Source organism: Dyella sp. OK584, assembly GCF_057787755.1.
In genome coordinates this window covers 3,632,533-3,648,967 of the sequence record NZ_CM173542.1, presented here as the reverse complement: position 1 = coordinate 3,648,967, position 16,435 = coordinate 3,632,533, and the positions used below count along the sequence as shown (strand labels likewise).

Here is a 16,435-nt window from a genome sequence, read left to right as displayed (position 1 = left end):
TTAAGTAGGCCGTGCGCAGTTACAGCATTTCGGTGCCGCGAACGGCATCCAGGGCCGGATGCGCTGCGCGCTCACGGATATTCGCCGTCGGCGTGCGGTCGATAAGGAGGCTGAGCAGTTCCGGGCGGTTGTAATGACCACGCGAATCCATCTGCTGCTTGCGGCGGTAGATCAGCGAAAAATCGAGGTCGGCGATAACCTCGCCCTCACCCGAACGGAGCGGTTCGCCCAAAATGGTGCCATCGGGTGCAATGATCGCGGTGAAGCAACCGCCCGAGATGGGGCCGATCTGGCACCCGGTGTCCTTCATGATCTGCGCCTGCTGGTCGGCGTCCAGCCAGGCCGTCGCGTTCACAACGAAGGCGGCCGACTCCAGGGCGTGCTGACGAATATTGATTTCCATGCGCATGGCAAAGCCGTCACCGAAGGCGGAGCCCGGATACATGGCCGAATGGATCTGCTCGCCATCAGCCATCAGCGCGTAGCGCGCCAGCGGGTTGTTGTGCTCGAAACATGCCAGCTGGCCAATGCGACCGACCTTGCTGTCGACGGCGCGCAGGCCTGAGCCGTCACCCTGGCCCCAGATCATGCGTTCGAAATGGGTGGGCGTAATCTTGCGGCGGCGCTGGATCAAGGTGCCATCGGCGTCGAAAAGCAACTGCGTGTTGTAGATGGTGCCGCCGTCACGCTCGTTGACGCCGATGGATACCACCATGCCGGCTTTGCGGGCAGCCTCACTGATCGCGTCGGTGGTCGGGGAGGGCACCGTCACGGACTGATCGAGCAGCCTCAGATACTCATCGCCGGACAGTTGCATCATGGGCGTCTGGACGGCAGCAAAGTACGGGTAGTACGGCACTACGGTTTCGGGGAAGGTGGCGAACTGCACGCCCTTCTGGCCGAGCGCGTGGATCTTCTGGACGACCTTTTCGACGGTGGCCTCACGGCTGTAGAGCACGGGGCTGATCTGCACGGCGGCGGCTTTGATGACGGTCATGATGCGGCTCTCAAATTATGTGATGTATATGCAACATAATGTATAAAAAAAGGATTACCCGGCCAATTCCTCAACAGGAAGGGCGGCCGACAGTTGGACAATGGCAGAAGCGCCGTCACCGCCGAGTAGTTGCCTGGCTTTGGTCTGGGCGGCGCGCCACGCCGGCATCGCCTCGGCCAGCAGGTCGCGGCCTGCCTTGGAGATCAAGATCGGGCGGCTGCGTCCTTTCTCGGGAATGATTTCCTCGGCCCAGCCCTGGTCTAAAACCAATTGGAGATTCCGGGTCGAGGTGGAGCGTTCCTGGTGGTTGGCACGGCCTATCTCGGCGCGGCTTGCGCCATCCATGCGAGCAATCACTACGAGCAGGGAAAACTGGGTGGAGCTCACGCCAAACGGGCGAAGTTCCTGATCAAAGAGGTTGGTTACGACACGAGAAATGCGGCGCGCCCGGGTCATCAGGCAATGCTGCGTAACCTCATTGACCAGGCTGGCGACGGCTTCAGACTTTTTGGGCGTGCTGGGCTTCATGTTCTAAACTATAGTGCATCTACATCATTGTATCAAGACCCGCAGGACGGAAGCGGGGTTGCCGGTCTGACGAGGCGAGGCTTGCTTGGTCAAGCCCAATAAGATGGTCGCTTCGCGGCCCCGACTTTCAGGCAAACCAGGTCGTTATGGTGATTGCCATGAATGTTCACTTTCGACCCGAGGCGTACGTTACTGGACACATTGACGAGGAGGCCAAGTGGTTTGAACATCGCCTTCACCGCCCGGTATCGGGGGCTAAAGAGAGGCAGGCCACCATGGTCTTGAGCAGTAGAGTCGTGCTCCTAACCTTGGTGCTTCTATCCGTAATGGTCGGATGCTATGAGGCCGGCCTCTTTTATCTCGGGCGTTCTACCGGTGCGCCGTTTCAAATCATCTGGACCCTGGTTTTCCTCTTGCTTCTCATTGTCTGGGTGGAGCTGGATTGCAAGGGGCGCAAGAACATCTATCGTCCGTTCGAGTTCGGTTTCTTGCTCTTCCTGTTCTGGCTGCCCTACCTTCCGTATTACTTGCTACGCACTCGCCGCGCTCTTGGCCTACTGTGGCTCGTTGGCTTCATTTTGCTGTTTTATCTTGGTTACGCATTTAAGTGGCTCATATACCTGGCGCGTTAGCCGCTGTCGTCTTGCCGAAGCGCAGAGGTATGGCGGGCTCGTGTCGTACAATTTTTGAGTGTCCGCCTTCGACTGCGATTTCAACCGGTCGATGCAACACTCCTGCTGCTTGCGCAGTCGCTAGTGTGTTGCATCGACCGGTTGAGGCCGCCACCCGAAGCGGACGCTCACGTCGATAACGAAAGGCAATGCCCGTACTCGGCATAGCCAATTTGCAAATCAGCAAAAACACCCTCGGTTACCTTCGTCGAACCATACCGACCGGGCGGATCAGTAGCAGCAAGAAGAAGAGTGCGATGAAGGCTGCGTACGCATACTGGCCTCTCGCCACTCCCGTTCCATAGGGAAACCAGATTCCTGGAACTCCCAGCGAGCTGAGTTCCGCAGCGAATAGACCGATGCCAATCAGAATCGCGCAAAGTGCTGCCAGGTAAGCGGACGGCTTCGTTGATCGGACCACCCCCAGCCCAATGACCCATAGATAGATCGCAGCAAAGGCCACACGAACGGCTTTGATTACGATATCGGCGACCACCTTGAGACCGTGTGTTGTTTCAGGCGCAAACCACGGGTGGCCTACGAATGCGAAGATCATATAGACCGCTGCAAGCATGCTGATCGCGTAGCGAAGCCACGGCGATTTGGCAAGGCGGAACCAGTCTCGCCATGCCAGCGTCCAGGCTGCCAAGTTGAGCGGCTTGAGTATCACGGCGGTCGCGATGCCGTAGCTGCGCAGGCTTAGAGTGCCGGTCCAGAAAAAAAGCACCTGGTTGACACGCAGAAGTGCAAGGAGAAGCAGCGCGGCGACTAGCCAACGGTAGGAGTCATTGGTTTGGCTCGCGCTCAATGCGACGACCATGAGCGCAAGCATGACGAACGCCATCGGCTCGATTGCATCGACCACATAGCCCTTGAAGGTCTTCAGCCATTGCACTTGATGCAACTGATAGATGCCATCTGCGTCGCCGATGGTCGGCGCGACATGCAGGCCGCCGCTGTCCCCGCCCACATCGAGCGGGTCCATCCACACGCGAAACGCAATAACGTAGGTCCGCGTACCTGTGGATGACGCTGGTAGCGGAAACACACTCGGCCGCACGCCGAACACCGTCGGCGTTGCACCCGAGAACTCACCCGTGCCGCCGAGCAGCTTTCCGTCTACGTAGAGCTGGTACGTTGAATCGACCAATGTCGGCCCCGCCAGTGCAAGCCGGTTGTTGTCGTCGCCATCGAGAGCAACCTTGATCCGATACCACGCATAGCCGTGATATCCCTCATGGCCGCGCCGGTTCCATCCGGACACGTAACCTGGCAGTCCGACATCGCCATCATGCGCACCGGGTGCTGGAGTAAGGTCGACCGTTTCCCACGAGTTGTCATCGAAGTCCGGAGAAGACCACTGGGGATCATCGCCGACGTGAAAGCGCCACGGTCCGTTGAGGGGAATGGTTGAATGACCAAGGCTGACCCGTGCGATCTGGGCGGGCTCTGCCGACGCCCGAGGGCATTCGATCATCGCAGCTGTAAGCGTGCAGAGGAAAATCAGAAGCACCGAGCGTCGCATCACACCACTCCTTGATGGATCTTCATGGGAGTGTAAGCGACAGACTGAGCACTGGAATGTTCAGCGGCGGAGGTGGCGAGTACTTAAAGCGGTCGCCCGACTTTCGAGTTAATTTCGCGGATAGCCTCCTCGTTAAGGATATGTTTCTTACAAGCGACCGCGAAATCAGGTTGTCTGAGGGCGTGCTGCCTTGCGCAAGGCCGCCGAGATTCCGATGCCGTAACTGTCCGCTTGAGTCCGCAACCCAAAGCGGACAGTTTCCCCTAGAGGCCCCGTGTCGATCCCGCAGGCACTCGTTCGTCGGATACATGAAGGTGACCACGCCGGCCGCCCTTTCCGCCAAGGAGACAGTCATGTCCTACATCGATGGTTTCGTGATCGCCGTACCCAACGCCAATCGCGAGCAGTTCATCGGGCACGCCCGTACCTTCGACGCCATTTTCCTGGAGTTCGGCGCCACCCGCGTGGTGGAGTGCTGGGGCGACGACGTGCCCGACGGCAAGCTCACCGATTTCCGCCGCGCCGTGCAGGCGGAGCAGGATGAATCCGTGGTGTTCTCCTGGGTGGAATGGCCCGACAAGGCCACTCGCGATGCCGGCATGGAGAAATTGATGAAAGACCCGCGCATGCCGGCCGCCAGCGAGATGCCCTTCGATGGCAAGCGCATGATCTTTGGCGGCTTCGCGCCGGTGGTCAGCCTGCCTGACTAGGGAGGCCCTGACCTGCGCGCTTTCAAAGTAAGGTCAGCTTCCGACCCGGAGCGGACGTTGTTCGATAGCTCCGGAGGAGGGTCACGGGCAAGGGCGACTTCATGCGTTAGCTAAGGAAGACGAAGTAATTGGCCCTGGCATCTATGGCGGCATGGTCTTCATTTGCGCGCTCTGCGGCTTCCGCTTGGTGGTCCTAGCTCCGCATATCAGCCTTCCTCCGTTGCAGCTTGTCGGAGCATTGCTGGTGACCCGCGGCATCGCGGGCGCCTGGGTTGCACTTATCTGGGGAGGGGTTCGGGTATTTCGGCGGAAGCGGGGATCGTTGGGCATACAATCGCCCGATGAATTATCAGCTTGTCATCAAGTTCTGGCGGAAGTCTCTGGCCGACGAAGCCTTTCTCGCCGTGATTGAGGGAAAGTTGAAGGAGGCATTGGGCGATGCAGTCGAACTGGAGGGCTACGATGTCAGCCCAAAAGAGATCAATCTTTTCATGCTCGCGTCTGACCCGCGACATTCCTTTCGGCGCGCGAAGGACGTCCTGGAAGGATTGGGCATTCTGAACGGCATTTCAGCCGCCTCTCGCGTAGCAGGCGGTGCCCACTTCACGTCGATCTGGCCGCCTCGCGCCACTCGCAAATTCAGGCTGCCGTAGTGCCAGTGAAAGCCCGCCAATTCGTCAGAACCCATGCCCCCGAGCAAGGTCGCGTAGCAGATTAGGAAGCAGTTGCTTTAGCGGCTCAGAGGGTCGCTCAAAGTTCTTCTTAATGTCCGCACATCGGCGATGCTTGAGACGTCGTTAACGTCCGCTTCCGACCCAAGGCGGGCATCGCCGGATTGGGTGAGTGTGGTCGGCCAGGGGGAGAGATGAGCTCGAGTCGGATAGCTAATTTAGCTTTGGTGTTGGCCGTCGCAGGCTGGCTTCTGGTGTTCTACGGCGTCATGTCTCAGCTTGGCGATCCGGCACCGACGGCTCCTCGTTCGGTTATCGAGAGCCAGAGGCACATTTCCATCATCATTTTGCTGGCCGGGGTCATATGCCTCCTAGGGTCGCTTTGGCTTTCCGGCCGTTCATTTGTGGAAGCCAGAAAGCGTTCCCTGTCGGCAGCGGCGCTGATTGTCGTTCCAGCCATTGCAATCGTCGTCAACTTGTACTGACTGCGTAACGCGTTTTTTTGTCCGCTTTCGTCCCGAAACGGACATGGTTAGCCTAGTGCCGCACTGAATCGTTAGGGGGCGACTATGTCGGAGATCCTGCAGATACTCCTCGTTCTCGTGATGATCATCGCGCCTTGCGTCGCGGTGGTCGCCCTTGGGCTATGTTTTAAGCGTCGCGCGTCAAGAGTGTGGCCTGAATCCACATTCGTGCGGAAACTAACGCCTACCGGGGGTGCTCTAAACACCGGATTCGCACTAGTTCTTCTTGAAGGCTGGGTCGTCAGGCAATCGGCGCCCCAGAGCAAGATCGGCGCGCTGCGTGCCGCGCCGGCGCACATGTTTCTGGCGCTTTTGACGCTTTCGATGCTCTTTACGGCGGGCTCTTTCGTCGCATCGAAGCTTGGTCATCCGATATCGCAAAAACATGCGCGGGACGAGTCTGAATCTTGACGTCCGCTTTCGACACGAATCGGGCATTGGGCAAACAGCAATGAGCAGCCTATTTGTCGGTGGGAACTGTGATCGCTGCGCTACTCATTGTCGCAAAACCATTCATGCGGCCATGACAAACAGGGGGAAGGTGATGGGGATGTTGCGTTCTTGCTGCCTTGGTATAGGCGTTTTGCTTGCAGGCCAAGCATGGGCTGACGACTGCCATTTGAAGGATTACGGCACTATGCCGGTGGAAATGGTTGGTGCTCAGGCCACGACCATGGTGAAGATCAACGGGAATAATGCGCGCTTCATTCTCGATACGGGGGCCTTCTTTAACACCATGTCGAGTGCCAACGCGTCGTCGCTCGGACTCAAGCTGCAACCTGCGCCATTTGGTTTTCGCATCAGCGGTGTTGGCGGTGCTGCGAACGTCCAGCAAGCGCACGTGAAGGAATTTGGCATCCTCGATACGACGCTCAACAATGTTGATTTTATTGTCGGCGGTACCGACGTCGGCAATGGATTGCTTGGCGCCAACCTGCTCGATTTTGCCGATCTGGAAATCGATCTTGCACACGGCAAGTTGACACTGTTCAAGGCGGAGCACTGCGATAAAGCGTCGCTGGCGTATTGGGTAAAGGATGGCAAGTACAACGTCGCCGATATCGAACCGGCCGACAATGAATTCGACCGACGCACTTTTTTCAGTGTGACGATCAATGGCAAGAAGGTGCGAGCGGTGCTCGATTCGGGGGCGTCTGCCACCGTGCTAAGTCGTGATGCCGCCGAGCGAGCCGGCATCGACTTTCATGCGCTAGATGTCAAGGCTGGCAGTAGCAGCATCGGTATTGGCGCTAAACCGGTTAAGACATGGACTGTGAACATTGATTCGTTCTCGGTCGGGACGGAAACGATCCAGCACAGTCAGATGCAGGTCATTGACGCAAGAATTGGCGACAGAACCGACATGCTGCTCGGCGTGGATTTTCTCCTCGCCCATCATATGTTCATTGCCAACGGCAAGAAGAAAGCTTATTTCACCTATAACGGTGGGCGCGTGTTTACCTTCGCTACGGCACCGAGCGACAGCGACAAATCCAATGCCGGCGCTGCTGCGGACGACAACGGCGCAGCACCCAAGACCGCGGGCGACTACGCTTTACTAGGCCAGGCGCATCTGTCTCGCGGTGAACCGAGCGCTGCCGTAGCCGCTCTGGACGAGGCGATTCGTATGGCGCCCGATCAGGCCGCTTACTATGTCGCCCGTGCGAGGGCACATGCGGCGGACAAACAGCCTGATGCTGCGCTCACCGATCTGGACAAGTCCTTGAGCCTGGATCCGAAGAACGTCGATGCGTTGCTGATGCGTGCCGAACTTCGCTTCGCGCACAAGGACCGCACGGGTGCCGCATCCGATGTGGCGGCGGCGAGTACTGTGACACCTGCGGGATCAACACGGGCACGTTCCATTGCCGCCCTTTACATCCAGCTTGATCAACCCGCTGCGGCGCTGCCGATGCTGGACGATTGGATTCGCCTGCATAGTAATGATGCCTTGCTAGGCTCTGTGCTCAACGAGCGCTGTTGGGCGCGAGGTCTGAGCAATCAGATGCTTGATGATGCCCTGAAGGATTGCCGTAAGGCGATCAAGCGCGATGGCGAAAACCCGGCCTATCTCGACAGTCTCGGCTTGGTGGAGTTGCGACTGGGACATTATCCCGAGTCGATCAAGGTCTACGAACAGGCTGTCGCGAGAAATCCGCGTTCCGCGTGGTCGCGCTACGGCCTGGGTTTGGCGAAAATCCGCGGTGGCCAGCTGGACGCGGGTAACGCCGATTTGGTCGCCGCGCGCACGCTTGATCCGCAAATCGAAACACGCGCCACCAAGTATGGCTTGACCACGGCAGGGCCATAGGGCGAACTTCACTCGCGCTGGAAAGCTCAATCAGTTGAGTTGGCTTTTTCAGCAAGGAGGAGCGTTCTGCCTGGGGAAGGCGAATGTGCGCTTTTGACCGGAAGCGGGCATTGTCGGCTAAGCGGCGCGCAGTAAACGTTATACGTAGGACTACTTAATCGTTACCGCGTAATCCAGCGGTAGCGAAACCTTGCGATGTCGAGCGATATTACGCTTTGGCATTTGCAAGATGTCGTTCCGCGGATTGCGCGAGGCGTTCGCTAGAGCTCGGTCATCCAGGGTGCAAGGCGGGATGGATCTGGAGATGCTCGTTCCACTGGTGAAGATCACCAGTGGCGCTGATGTAGTTGGCCACGATTCACGCGCAACGCGGCGCGGGCACTTCCGCACCGCTCAAGGCAACACTGATTGTCGGACTCATCGTCTGGCGAATACGCCGCTTGACCTCACATTCGCACTGATAAGGAGGTTGTCATGTCTGTAGCGACACATGCTCCGCAGTCCGTGTTGGAACTTCTCGAAGTAGACGACAAGCCGGTTGATCGCGACACCCGCCCCTGGGGCGTAGCGACACCATCATCGATGGCCTTGTGGACCGAGCGAAGCGCCGACATAGAGTTGGAGCGCTCCCACCTGATGCCCAACACTTATGTATTGAAGGCTTCGAGCGCGATTCACTTGGGCCTCCCCGTGCTGGAAAGTCGCAAGAGCAACGTGCATACACGGACCATGGCTGAGCGGTTGGTGCTTGCCGATCGCCGAGGCATCGATAGGGTCGAGCGTGCCAGTCGCCGATTCGAGTTGCTTCACCCGCATTGCCCAGAGGGAATGCCGAAAGGTATTCATCCGAAGTTGGTGACCGCGCTTGTCACTCAACGTTTCGGCATCAACTCCCGAGGTGCCAGGACGCGGCTTTCGGAGGACCCGCACTCCACTATCATCAATGGCGAATCGCGCGTCTTCGCCTATCCAGACCGCTATCCGCTCACAGCCATATGCAAGCTCTACATCAGCTATCAGCCGTCTCCCGGAGCGGCCTGGAAGCAAACCAGCGAAGCCACTGGCTACCTAATCGGAAACAGCACCATGATCACGAGCGGCCACGTGCAGGCGCCCGCCGGCAGCGGATGGATGATCAAGGTGGTTCCCGCGTGCTGGGCGGGCCAATCCATTTTCGGGATCAATTTTCTGACGTATGTGAGGGAGACGGTATGGTGGAATTCAGACGCTGGTAGCGATATCCAGATCTGCCATCTCTACGATCCGATCGGTGAACAGACCGGGTATTTTGGTTGCCGCGTCTACGACTCGGATTGGGAAGACGGCGCCTATTGGCACATGGCGGGATTTCCGTACGACCGCAGCCTTACCTCCTTGTCATACCAGAGCGGGATCGCGGTGCGCGACGACGATGACGGTGATGACATCGACGTCAACGGCGACAGCTACGACACCACGCAAGTCGAGAGCGATGCCGACGAGGCCTCTGGTGCATCGGGCTCGCCCTTGTGGGGCTACTGGTCCGACATGCCTTATGCCATCGGCGTACATCATGGCGTGGAGCGCGACGGAACCGTCTCGGGCACCGAGATCCTGTCCTGTGCATCCGGCGGCGATGGATTCCTCGCAGCAGCACGCTGGGGCCGCGAGATGTGGGGCTGACGCGGACAGAAAGGTGAGGCCGGGCCCGGCGCGGCCTTTCATTGAACGCAGCAGGAGCACCTATGTACCGACGGATATGGCTTTCGTACGCACTGGCCGTTGCCTCCTCAGGCGTACTCGCAGAAGGCTGCGTGTCCGGTATTGCAGCCGTCGGTACGAGGCATGCGGACGATTTAGCGGTCGGCTTGATGAATGTCTACAGCCGACTCGCTATCGGTTTTCGCAACCCGCCTGAAGCGGCACGTGTGGCTGAATGCTGATCGAGAAGGAGAAGAACCATGCCATCCAACATCCTCGGAGTACGTATCCCCGATAGCACGATCGCTCGCGAGGCTACACAACTGCTTCGCGATACGGGAAGCGACCTCCTGTTCCAACACTCGATGCGGGTCTATCTCTGGGCCGCTCTGACGGCAAATCGCAAAGGCCTCACCTTCGACCCAGAGCTGCTGTACGCCGGAGCGATGTTTCATGACCTCGGTCTTACGGAAGGCTTCCATGGAAGTTCGCTACGTTTCGAAGTCGATGGAGCGAATGCTGCGCGCGACTTCCTGCGAAGCCATGGCATCCCCGACGCGGACGTCCAAAAGGTGTGGACCGCCATCGCATTCCACACGACCCCTGGGATTCCCGAATTCCTCCATCCGGAGGCAGCGCTACTTCACGTAGGGGCTGGCATGGACGTAGCGGGCCGCTCATACGACCAGTTCACGGACGAAGAGCGTGAGGTAGTTATTGCGGCCTATCCCCGCGACGACAACTTCAAGCAGCGCATTATCGATACCTTTTATGAGGGCTTGAAGCGGCGCCCTGCGACTACTTTTGGCACGTTCAACGACGACTTCATTGCCTTCAAGAGCCCTGGATTTCAGCGAGTGGACATCTGCAGCGTCATTCTGAATTCGCCTTGGGCGCATTGAAGTGCCGGGCTGGCTGCCGAAAAGTGGGGGAGAAGTGCGGCGCGGATGGTCATCGAGTTCAGGCCAGTAACGGGTCGAGCGCGCATTCGTAGGACACATGGCATGTCCGCTTTCGTGCCGAAGCAGGCGTTGCGGTGAGGCCACAAGCGGGGTATCCGCATCTTCGAACGCAATCTTGATGGCACTCTCTACTCGTAGAGGAAGCGACAACGAACCAGAATGAGGAAGAAAGGGACTTGCCATGGAGCATGGCTGCAGCGTTCTTTCCCAAAGAGCGCCGCAGCCACACTTTGCAAATGCATCGCTACACTTGAGCATTGGCGCGACAAGGCTGTTACCGATTCTTCATTGCTTCGAATGCCGCCTCATGAATTAGCGCAGAGACCTCGAGCGGCTTCGACGCCAGCGACGCATGGCTCGCTTCCAGGGTAATGACCTTCCTTGCACCAAGCCGCGCCGACATGCGCTCCTCATTTGCAGGGGCAATCATTCGGTCTTCGCTGGAAATCTGATACCAGCTGGGCTTCTTCTTCCACGCTGGAGCAGTGACTGGGTTGCCAAAGGTGCTGGCCAGTGGCGCCTTCTGGGTCACAGCCATAACCACGCCCTCATCCGACGGTAAGTCCTGGCAAAAGCTCTCGTGAAACTTTTCGGGTTTAATCCAAAGATAGCCATCACTGTCAGGCGCGAGATTGGCAGCAGCGACAGGGAGATGTTCCTGGGTGATGCCGCCCGGGCTTTCACCTGCGTCCGGTGCGAACGCCGCGATGTAGACAAGACCGACTACATTGGGCTGATCACCGCATTCGGTGATAACTGCTCCACCGTAGGAATGTCCCACGAGCAGGACCGGGCCACTCACCTGTGCAACCATCTTGCGGGTACGCTCCGCATCGTCGGCCAGTGACGTCAGCGGAAGTTCGACAGCACGAATGGATGCATAGCCCTGACGCGTTAGTTCAACAATGACCTTGCCCCAGTGGGCGGCTCCGCCCCAGAAACCATGTACCAGGATAATTGTGGGTTGGTTATTCATCGTCCGACTCCGTATGCAGAAGGTCGCTGACTATTTGCATGCTTCATAGCCGGTCAGCGTATCGGCTATGCAGATACGTCTAGTTCTGACGGCGGCGTCCAAATACTTCTCGCAACGGTGCTAGAGCCTTTCCCGTTTCGGGATCGGATCCGAAGTGCTCGCTGCGAGCTAACCGTTATCCACCGAGGTATCACGTGCCAGCAACGTGCTTCCTTGTATCCAGGCTGAGCTTGCCAGGGCCGACGCTGGCCAGTAGCCCAAGTCCACCGGCCATCGCGACATTCTTGAGGAACATGATCATCTGGATCTGATCGGCGAACTGGCTGTGGAAAACCGCTGCGGTTAGTAGACAGAAGCCGGCCAGCAGCGTGGCGGCGATGCGAGTCCTATATCCCACAACGATCAACAGCCCGGCGCCAATCTCGAACAGGATCGTCGGCCACAGCAATGCGCCAGGTACGTGCATCGCTTCCATATAGCCACGCATAGCGTCGGCGGCGCCCATCTTGGACAGCCCGGAGAGGATGAAGATGAGGGCCATCAACATACGGGCGGCGGCCATCACATAGGGTTGTGTTTTAGTGTTCATGTCAGGTTGCTCACGGTTGCTTCGGTGGATTGGTGGTCGAAAAGATGTAACGGGCGAAACGCCACTGGCCATCGGTTTCGCGATGTAGAAGGAAAAGCTCCTGGTTGGCCTCCGGGGCGGCCGCCTGCCCGCCGCCAATCAATAGAACCGTGCCGTTCGAGCGCGTGCGGGCAAAGGCCCAATCGCGCGACAACGGGCGAATCTCGTCGATCTGGAAGCGGATATCGAGCTTGATCGTGTCAAAGACGTGGCGATAGGCGGTGCGGACGGCCTCGCGGCCCACCGCCGGCAGGCTGTGCTGTGGCATGAACACCGCGTCGTCGGTGTAGAGCGTCATGACGCGTTCGACATCGGCACTGTTGAGCGCCTGTTCGTAGCGATGGAGTTGCTGGGAAATGGCGGCCGTAATCGCGTCACTGGAGGCGGGTTTGGCGGCCAATGCGCTCAATGGAAGCAGCAAAGTACCGAGTGCGAGTACGCTCAATGGAATGCGCATGTTGGTGTCCTCATGCAGTGTGATCAAAGCCGGACGACGAGCTTGCCCAGCGCGCGGTTGCTTTCCATCAAGCTGTGCGCGCGACGTAGGTCGTCGAAGTCGAAAGTTTCGGTGCGGAGCGAAGGAATACGCTGGGCCGCGATCTCCTGTGCAATCCATGGCAGCGGCGCGTCGCGCAACGACAGGGCCGATGTGCCCAGCAGACCACTGGGGAAGAAGCTCAGCCGCGTCGCGCCGGGCAGGTCTTGCATCAGGTGGAACTGCTCCAGTACGGGCGGCCCGCCGAGCAGTCCGATGACATTCACCGCACCAAACGGACGCAATGCCTTGATCGTGTCGCGCAGCGTCGAAGCCCCCACCACTTCGAGCGCGACGTCGACGCCTGCCGGCACGAGTTCGCGGATTTTTCCGGCAATCTCGCCGCCGTCAACGACAACGTCATCGGCACCGACCTCTCGCAAGCGTGAAGTGTTCGCCAGCGAGCGAGTCGTGGCGATCACTTTTAGGCCCCTGGCCTTGGCGTAAGTGACAGCAGCCAGGCCAACGGAAGATGTGGCACCGCGCACCAGCAGGGTCTGGCCGGGCTGGATCTGCAGGCTCTTGTCCAGCGCGCCCCAAATGGTGAGATAGGCTTCCGGCAGCGCGGCAAGCTCTTCCCATGACAACGAAGTATCGTCCAATGCAATGACGTTATTGCGCAGGACGGTCACCTGCTCGGCATAGCTGCCGTTACGACCAAACTGCATACCGCCCATGGCGGTGGCCACTCGTTGGCCAGTGCGAAACACACCAGCCGGGTCATGGATGACCTCGCCAACTGCTTCGATGCCCGGCACACGCGGTGTGGTGATAGGACCCATCTTGCCGGCGCGCAAATAGGTCTCGGCTCGATTGAGGCCGAACGCACGCACGCGGATCTGCACTTCATCCACCGCCGGTTCGGGCGAGGGAATATCCCGCAGTTGCAGCACTTCGGGGCCACCTGGCTGGTCGATCACATAGGCTTTCATGGTGGTCTCCTCAGGCGCGCGGCTGGTTGGTCGAGAACAGGTAGCGATGGATCTTCCACACATCGTTTTCGCGCCGGAACACGAACAGTTCGTTATTGCCTTCGTTCACTTCGACGCCTGCGCTGAGGATTCGGGTACGTCCCGCCGAACTGGTGCGGGCCCAGGCCCAGTCGCCGGCTTCCTCAACCTCGTGAACGTCGAAGTGAATCGCAAGCTTGAGGGTGGCGAACACCTGCTCGTAACCGGCACGGACGGCGTCGCGGCCAATCAGGGCCGGGGCGTGCTGTGGCATAAACACCGGCTCGCTGCCGTACAGGCTGAGGATGGTGTTGATGTCGTTGTTGTTGAGGGCAGTTTCGTAGGTCTGGAGGGTGGACAGGATAGTCATGGCGGTGCTCCGGGTTTGGTAAGGCGCTGGTGGCTGTGCGATGCACTTTGTCCCCTTCAACATTGGAAGAAAATACACATTAGTGATAGTTTTTCTACCAAAAATGAGAGGACTAAGCCGTGGATCTCAACGCCGCCCGGATGTTCGTCAACGTGGTGCAGGCCGGTAGCCTGTCTGCAGCAGCCGATCGCATGGGAATTCCACTGCCCACACTCAGCCGGCGCATTCGTGAACTTGAGCGGCAGTTGAAGGTGCAGCTGCTGGAGCGTTCGGTGCGCGGCACCAAACTCACCGACGCCGGAACGCGGCTATACGAACACACCAGCCACAGCATCGACGCATTGGTCGAAGCCGAGCAGGCGGTGGTTGGCGATCAGGCGCGGCTCAAAGGGCGATTGCGACTATCGCTACCGCCCGCATTCGAGCCATGGTGGGATCTGCTGTCGAACTTCCAGCAACGCTATCCGGATATCCAGCTGCACGTCTACACGACCGAGCGACGTGTCGATCTGATCGAGGACGGCATCGACGTGGCGCTACGTGTGGGATCGATCACCCACGAATCCATGGTGGCGCGACGCATGCTGTCTTATCGCCATGTGCTCGTGGCCAGTCCGCAACTCATTGAGCGACTAGGCCAACCGGGCACGCCCGATGAGTTGCATCGATTTCCTTGCGGGGTTTGGAGTCTAGGTGCCAATACAAACGGCGTGTGGCGTCTGGGTGATCAAGTCATCGAACCCAAGGCCGTACTCTCCACAAACGACTACGCACACCTGCGCAGTCGGGCGCTATCCGGCGAAATGGTCACCGAACTTCCACCGTTTCTTGCGGCCCACGCGCTGCAGAAACGGCAGCTGATCACATTGCTGCCTAAACATCCCATGCCAGAGCAGCAGATCAACCTGCTCTATCCCTCGCATCGCCATCCCTCCGCGATTGTGCGGACCTACCTCGATTTTTGTCAGCAACATGTCATGGAGAGTGTTGAGTCATCCTTTGCGAGCCTCTGACGAACGTCTGCCATTAGCCGATGGCAGGCGTGCGGCCAGGGCCCCGGGCGGCTTGCTGAGAACGTCCGTTTTCGACTGCGTTCACCACCAGAAATCGCAACTCAAAGCGGACATTGCAAATCTGCTTGCTTCAGAGAAATAAGGGGGTGGCAACTATGATTTATAGAGGTATGGAGTTCGATCGCACAGAAGTGCTTCGCATGATGCTGATTGGCATCCCGACATTCGTCACCGTATTGGTGGCAGCGCAAAGGCTAGGGTCGTTGGCGTACGTGGCGTTTTGCTTCATCGCGATGGTTCCGTACATCTATCTCTACAGCATGGCTTTCCGTGCCCTTGCAATCAAAGAGAGGGCAGGCCGCAAACCCAAATTCTACTTGGGGGTCATTGCAATGCAGTTGAGCGCCATCGCTGGAGCACTTGGCCTGCATTCCTTCATGGCATGAATGTCTGATATCGACCCAAGGCGGACACTGCCAATGACAGACGCTTGTGTCCCGTGCTCGCTAGAGCCATGAAGGTGCGTTTCCTCAGGGAGTGCCTTTATCCAGACGATCCACCAGTTGACGGTGGGCAGTCTCAGTGGCTTCGTCCGCAGGAAACATGCACTCAATGCGTAGTTCTTGCGTGGTGATGGTCTGCGGCGTGCCAACCGTAGTGATCATGGAGAAATATCGCAGCACCTGACCATCTTTTTGGAAGTTGAGGGGGACCATGGGCAGTGTGGGTTCAGTCCCCGAGGCGCCGATGGAGCGGAGTGCCGGGTCAACATCGTCATAGGCGAGAAGCGACGTTAATAGCTCGCGCGTGCGGTCGTCCAACGTATGGCCGACCGATTCGCGATGGATACGCTGGATCAGTGCCTTGGAGGCCTCTTCCCAGTTGACGATAAAGGGACGCATGGCTGTTGGGTCGAACATGAGGTGGAGCAGATTGCGTGGTTCAGGGCGTGCCTCAAGATCGATGAATGCGCCGAAGAAGCGAAGTGCTGATGCGTTCCTCATAAACACGTTCCAGTGGCGATCCATCACGATCGCTGGAAACGGTTCGTGATGGAGAAGGATGCGGTCAAGCGCGCGCATCACGCTGCTCATCTCTTCAGTGTTCCAGGTATCTTCCTTATAGATCGGCGCAAAGCCCGCGGCGACCCATAGCTCATTGCGGTCGCGCAATGGCACATCGAGCGCTTGAGCAATGTTGACGAGGGTCTGCCGGCTCGGCGCACTGCGCCCACTTTCAATGAAACTGAGGTGCCGCTGCGATACGCCGGTATCAAGCGAAAGATCGATCTGGCTTTTTCCACGGATGTCTCGCCAATGGCGTAGCAGTCGACCCAGTTCACCTCTGGACGAGTCTTGGGAGTTCTTATGCGTGGTCATGAGAA

General features: G+C 58.5%; 19 protein-coding genes. 10 read left to right on the top strand and 9 right to left on the bottom strand.

Going from position 1 to position 16,435, the window contains the following annotated elements; translation table 11 throughout:
* Window positions 1–19 precede the first annotated feature (19 nt).
* A complete protein-coding gene (locus AC3CBN_RS16450; protein ID WP_488634069.1) occupies window positions 20–997 on the bottom strand; it encodes a carbon-nitrogen hydrolase family protein in 978 nt (325 codons plus the stop codon).
* 54 nt (window positions 998–1,051) lie between these two features.
* Window positions 1,052–1,525 carry a MarR family winged helix-turn-helix transcriptional regulator gene (locus tag AC3CBN_RS16445; protein ID WP_488634068.1) on the bottom strand — a complete coding sequence of 158 codons (474 nt, stop codon included), beginning with the start codon at window positions 1,523–1,525 and terminating at the stop codon, window positions 1,052–1,054.
* 158 nt (window positions 1,526–1,683) lie between these two features.
* Between AC3CBN_RS16445 and AC3CBN_RS16440 the strand changes: the two genes are divergently transcribed.
* On the top strand, window positions 1,684–2,157 hold the full coding sequence (locus AC3CBN_RS16440; protein ID WP_488634067.1) for a hypothetical protein: 474 nt from the start codon (window positions 1,684–1,686) through the stop codon (window positions 2,155–2,157).
* Between the two features lie 238 nt (window positions 2,158–2,395).
* Here the strand turns inward: AC3CBN_RS16440 and AC3CBN_RS16435 are convergent, their stop codons facing one another.
* The gene (locus AC3CBN_RS16435; protein ID WP_488634066.1) at window positions 2,396–3,721 is read right to left on the bottom strand and encodes a glycoside hydrolase family 2; all 1,326 of its coding nucleotides are present in this window, start codon (window positions 3,719–3,721) and stop codon (window positions 2,396–2,398) included.
* Between the two features lie 353 nt (window positions 3,722–4,074).
* Between AC3CBN_RS16435 and AC3CBN_RS16430 the strand changes: the two genes are divergently transcribed.
* The 7 genes from AC3CBN_RS16430 (at window position 4,075) to AC3CBN_RS16400 (ending at window position 10,519) form a co-directional block, all read left to right on the top strand.
* Window positions 4,075–4,431 (top strand): DUF1428 domain-containing protein, encoded by a 357-nt coding sequence (locus AC3CBN_RS16430; protein ID WP_488634065.1) that lies wholly within the window; start codon window positions 4,075–4,077, stop codon window positions 4,429–4,431.
* Between the two features lie 341 nt (window positions 4,432–4,772).
* Window positions 4,773–5,084, top strand: a complete 312-nt coding sequence (locus tag AC3CBN_RS16425) for a hypothetical protein (protein WP_488634064.1) — start codon at window positions 4,773–4,775, stop codon at window positions 5,082–5,084.
* Between the two features lie 212 nt (window positions 5,085–5,296).
* Complete coding sequence (locus tag AC3CBN_RS16420) at window positions 5,297–5,587, top strand: hypothetical protein (protein ID WP_488634063.1); 291 nt, start codon at window positions 5,297–5,299, stop codon at window positions 5,585–5,587.
* Between the two features lie 84 nt (window positions 5,588–5,671).
* Window positions 5,672–6,037: a hypothetical protein gene (locus tag AC3CBN_RS16415; RefSeq protein ID WP_488634062.1), complete on the top strand. Its 366-nt coding sequence runs from the start codon at window positions 5,672–5,674 to the stop codon at window positions 6,035–6,037.
* Window positions 6,038–6,077: 40 nt separating this feature from the next.
* Window positions 6,078–7,937 carry an aspartyl protease family protein gene (locus tag AC3CBN_RS16410; protein ID WP_488634061.1) on the top strand — a complete coding sequence of 620 codons (1,860 nt, stop codon included), beginning with the start codon at window positions 6,078–6,080 and terminating at the stop codon, window positions 7,935–7,937.
* Between the two features lie 507 nt (window positions 7,938–8,444).
* Window positions 8,445–9,599 carry a trypsin-like serine peptidase gene (locus AC3CBN_RS16405; RefSeq protein ID WP_488634060.1) on the top strand — a complete coding sequence of 385 codons (1,155 nt, stop codon included), beginning with the start codon at window positions 8,445–8,447 and terminating at the stop codon, window positions 9,597–9,599.
* A 278-nt stretch (window positions 9,600–9,877) separates the two neighbouring features.
* Window positions 9,878–10,519 (top strand): HD domain-containing protein, encoded by a 642-nt coding sequence (locus AC3CBN_RS16400; protein WP_488634059.1) that lies wholly within the window; start codon window positions 9,878–9,880, stop codon window positions 10,517–10,519.
* A 334-nt stretch (window positions 10,520–10,853) separates the two neighbouring features.
* Here AC3CBN_RS16400 and AC3CBN_RS16395 read toward each other — a convergent pair whose 3' ends face one another.
* From AC3CBN_RS16395 to AC3CBN_RS16375, 5 genes are all read right to left on the bottom strand, one after another.
* Window positions 10,854–11,555: an alpha/beta hydrolase gene (locus AC3CBN_RS16395; RefSeq protein ID WP_488634058.1), complete on the bottom strand. Its 702-nt coding sequence runs from the start codon at window positions 11,553–11,555 to the stop codon at window positions 10,854–10,856.
* A gap of 190 nt (window positions 11,556–11,745) precedes the next feature.
* Window positions 11,746–12,144, bottom strand: a complete 399-nt coding sequence (locus AC3CBN_RS16390) for a DoxX family protein (RefSeq protein WP_488634057.1) — start codon at window positions 12,142–12,144, stop codon at window positions 11,746–11,748.
* A 10-nt stretch (window positions 12,145–12,154) separates the two neighbouring features.
* Window positions 12,155–12,640: a YybH family protein gene (locus AC3CBN_RS16385; protein WP_488634056.1), complete on the bottom strand. Its 486-nt coding sequence runs from the start codon at window positions 12,638–12,640 to the stop codon at window positions 12,155–12,157.
* Window positions 12,641–12,663: 23 nt separating this feature from the next.
* On the bottom strand, window positions 12,664–13,650 hold the full coding sequence (locus AC3CBN_RS16380) for a zinc-binding dehydrogenase (RefSeq protein WP_488634055.1): 987 nt from the start codon (window positions 13,648–13,650) through the stop codon (window positions 12,664–12,666).
* A 10-nt stretch (window positions 13,651–13,660) separates the two neighbouring features.
* The gene (locus tag AC3CBN_RS16375) at window positions 13,661–14,038 is read right to left on the bottom strand and encodes a YybH family protein (protein WP_488634054.1); all 378 of its coding nucleotides are present in this window, start codon (window positions 14,036–14,038) and stop codon (window positions 13,661–13,663) included.
* A 119-nt stretch (window positions 14,039–14,157) separates the two neighbouring features.
* Here AC3CBN_RS16375 and AC3CBN_RS16370 point away from each other — a divergent pair, with 119 nt between their 5' ends.
* The gene (locus AC3CBN_RS16370; protein WP_488634053.1) at window positions 14,158–15,051 is read left to right on the top strand and encodes a LysR family transcriptional regulator; all 894 of its coding nucleotides are present in this window, start codon (window positions 14,158–14,160) and stop codon (window positions 15,049–15,051) included.
* A gap of 200 nt (window positions 15,052–15,251) precedes the next feature.
* Window positions 15,252–15,497 carry a hypothetical protein gene (locus tag AC3CBN_RS16365; protein WP_488634052.1) on the top strand — a complete coding sequence of 82 codons (246 nt, stop codon included), beginning with the start codon at window positions 15,252–15,254 and terminating at the stop codon, window positions 15,495–15,497.
* Window positions 15,498–15,581: 84 nt separating this feature from the next.
* On the opposite strand, the gene AC3CBN_RS16360 is transcribed toward AC3CBN_RS16365, so the two are convergent.
* Entirely contained in the window at window positions 15,582–16,430 is an 849-nt protein-coding gene (locus tag AC3CBN_RS16360) for a helix-turn-helix domain-containing protein (protein ID WP_488634051.1), read from the bottom strand.
* Between the last annotated feature and the right edge of the window lie 5 nt (window positions 16,431–16,435).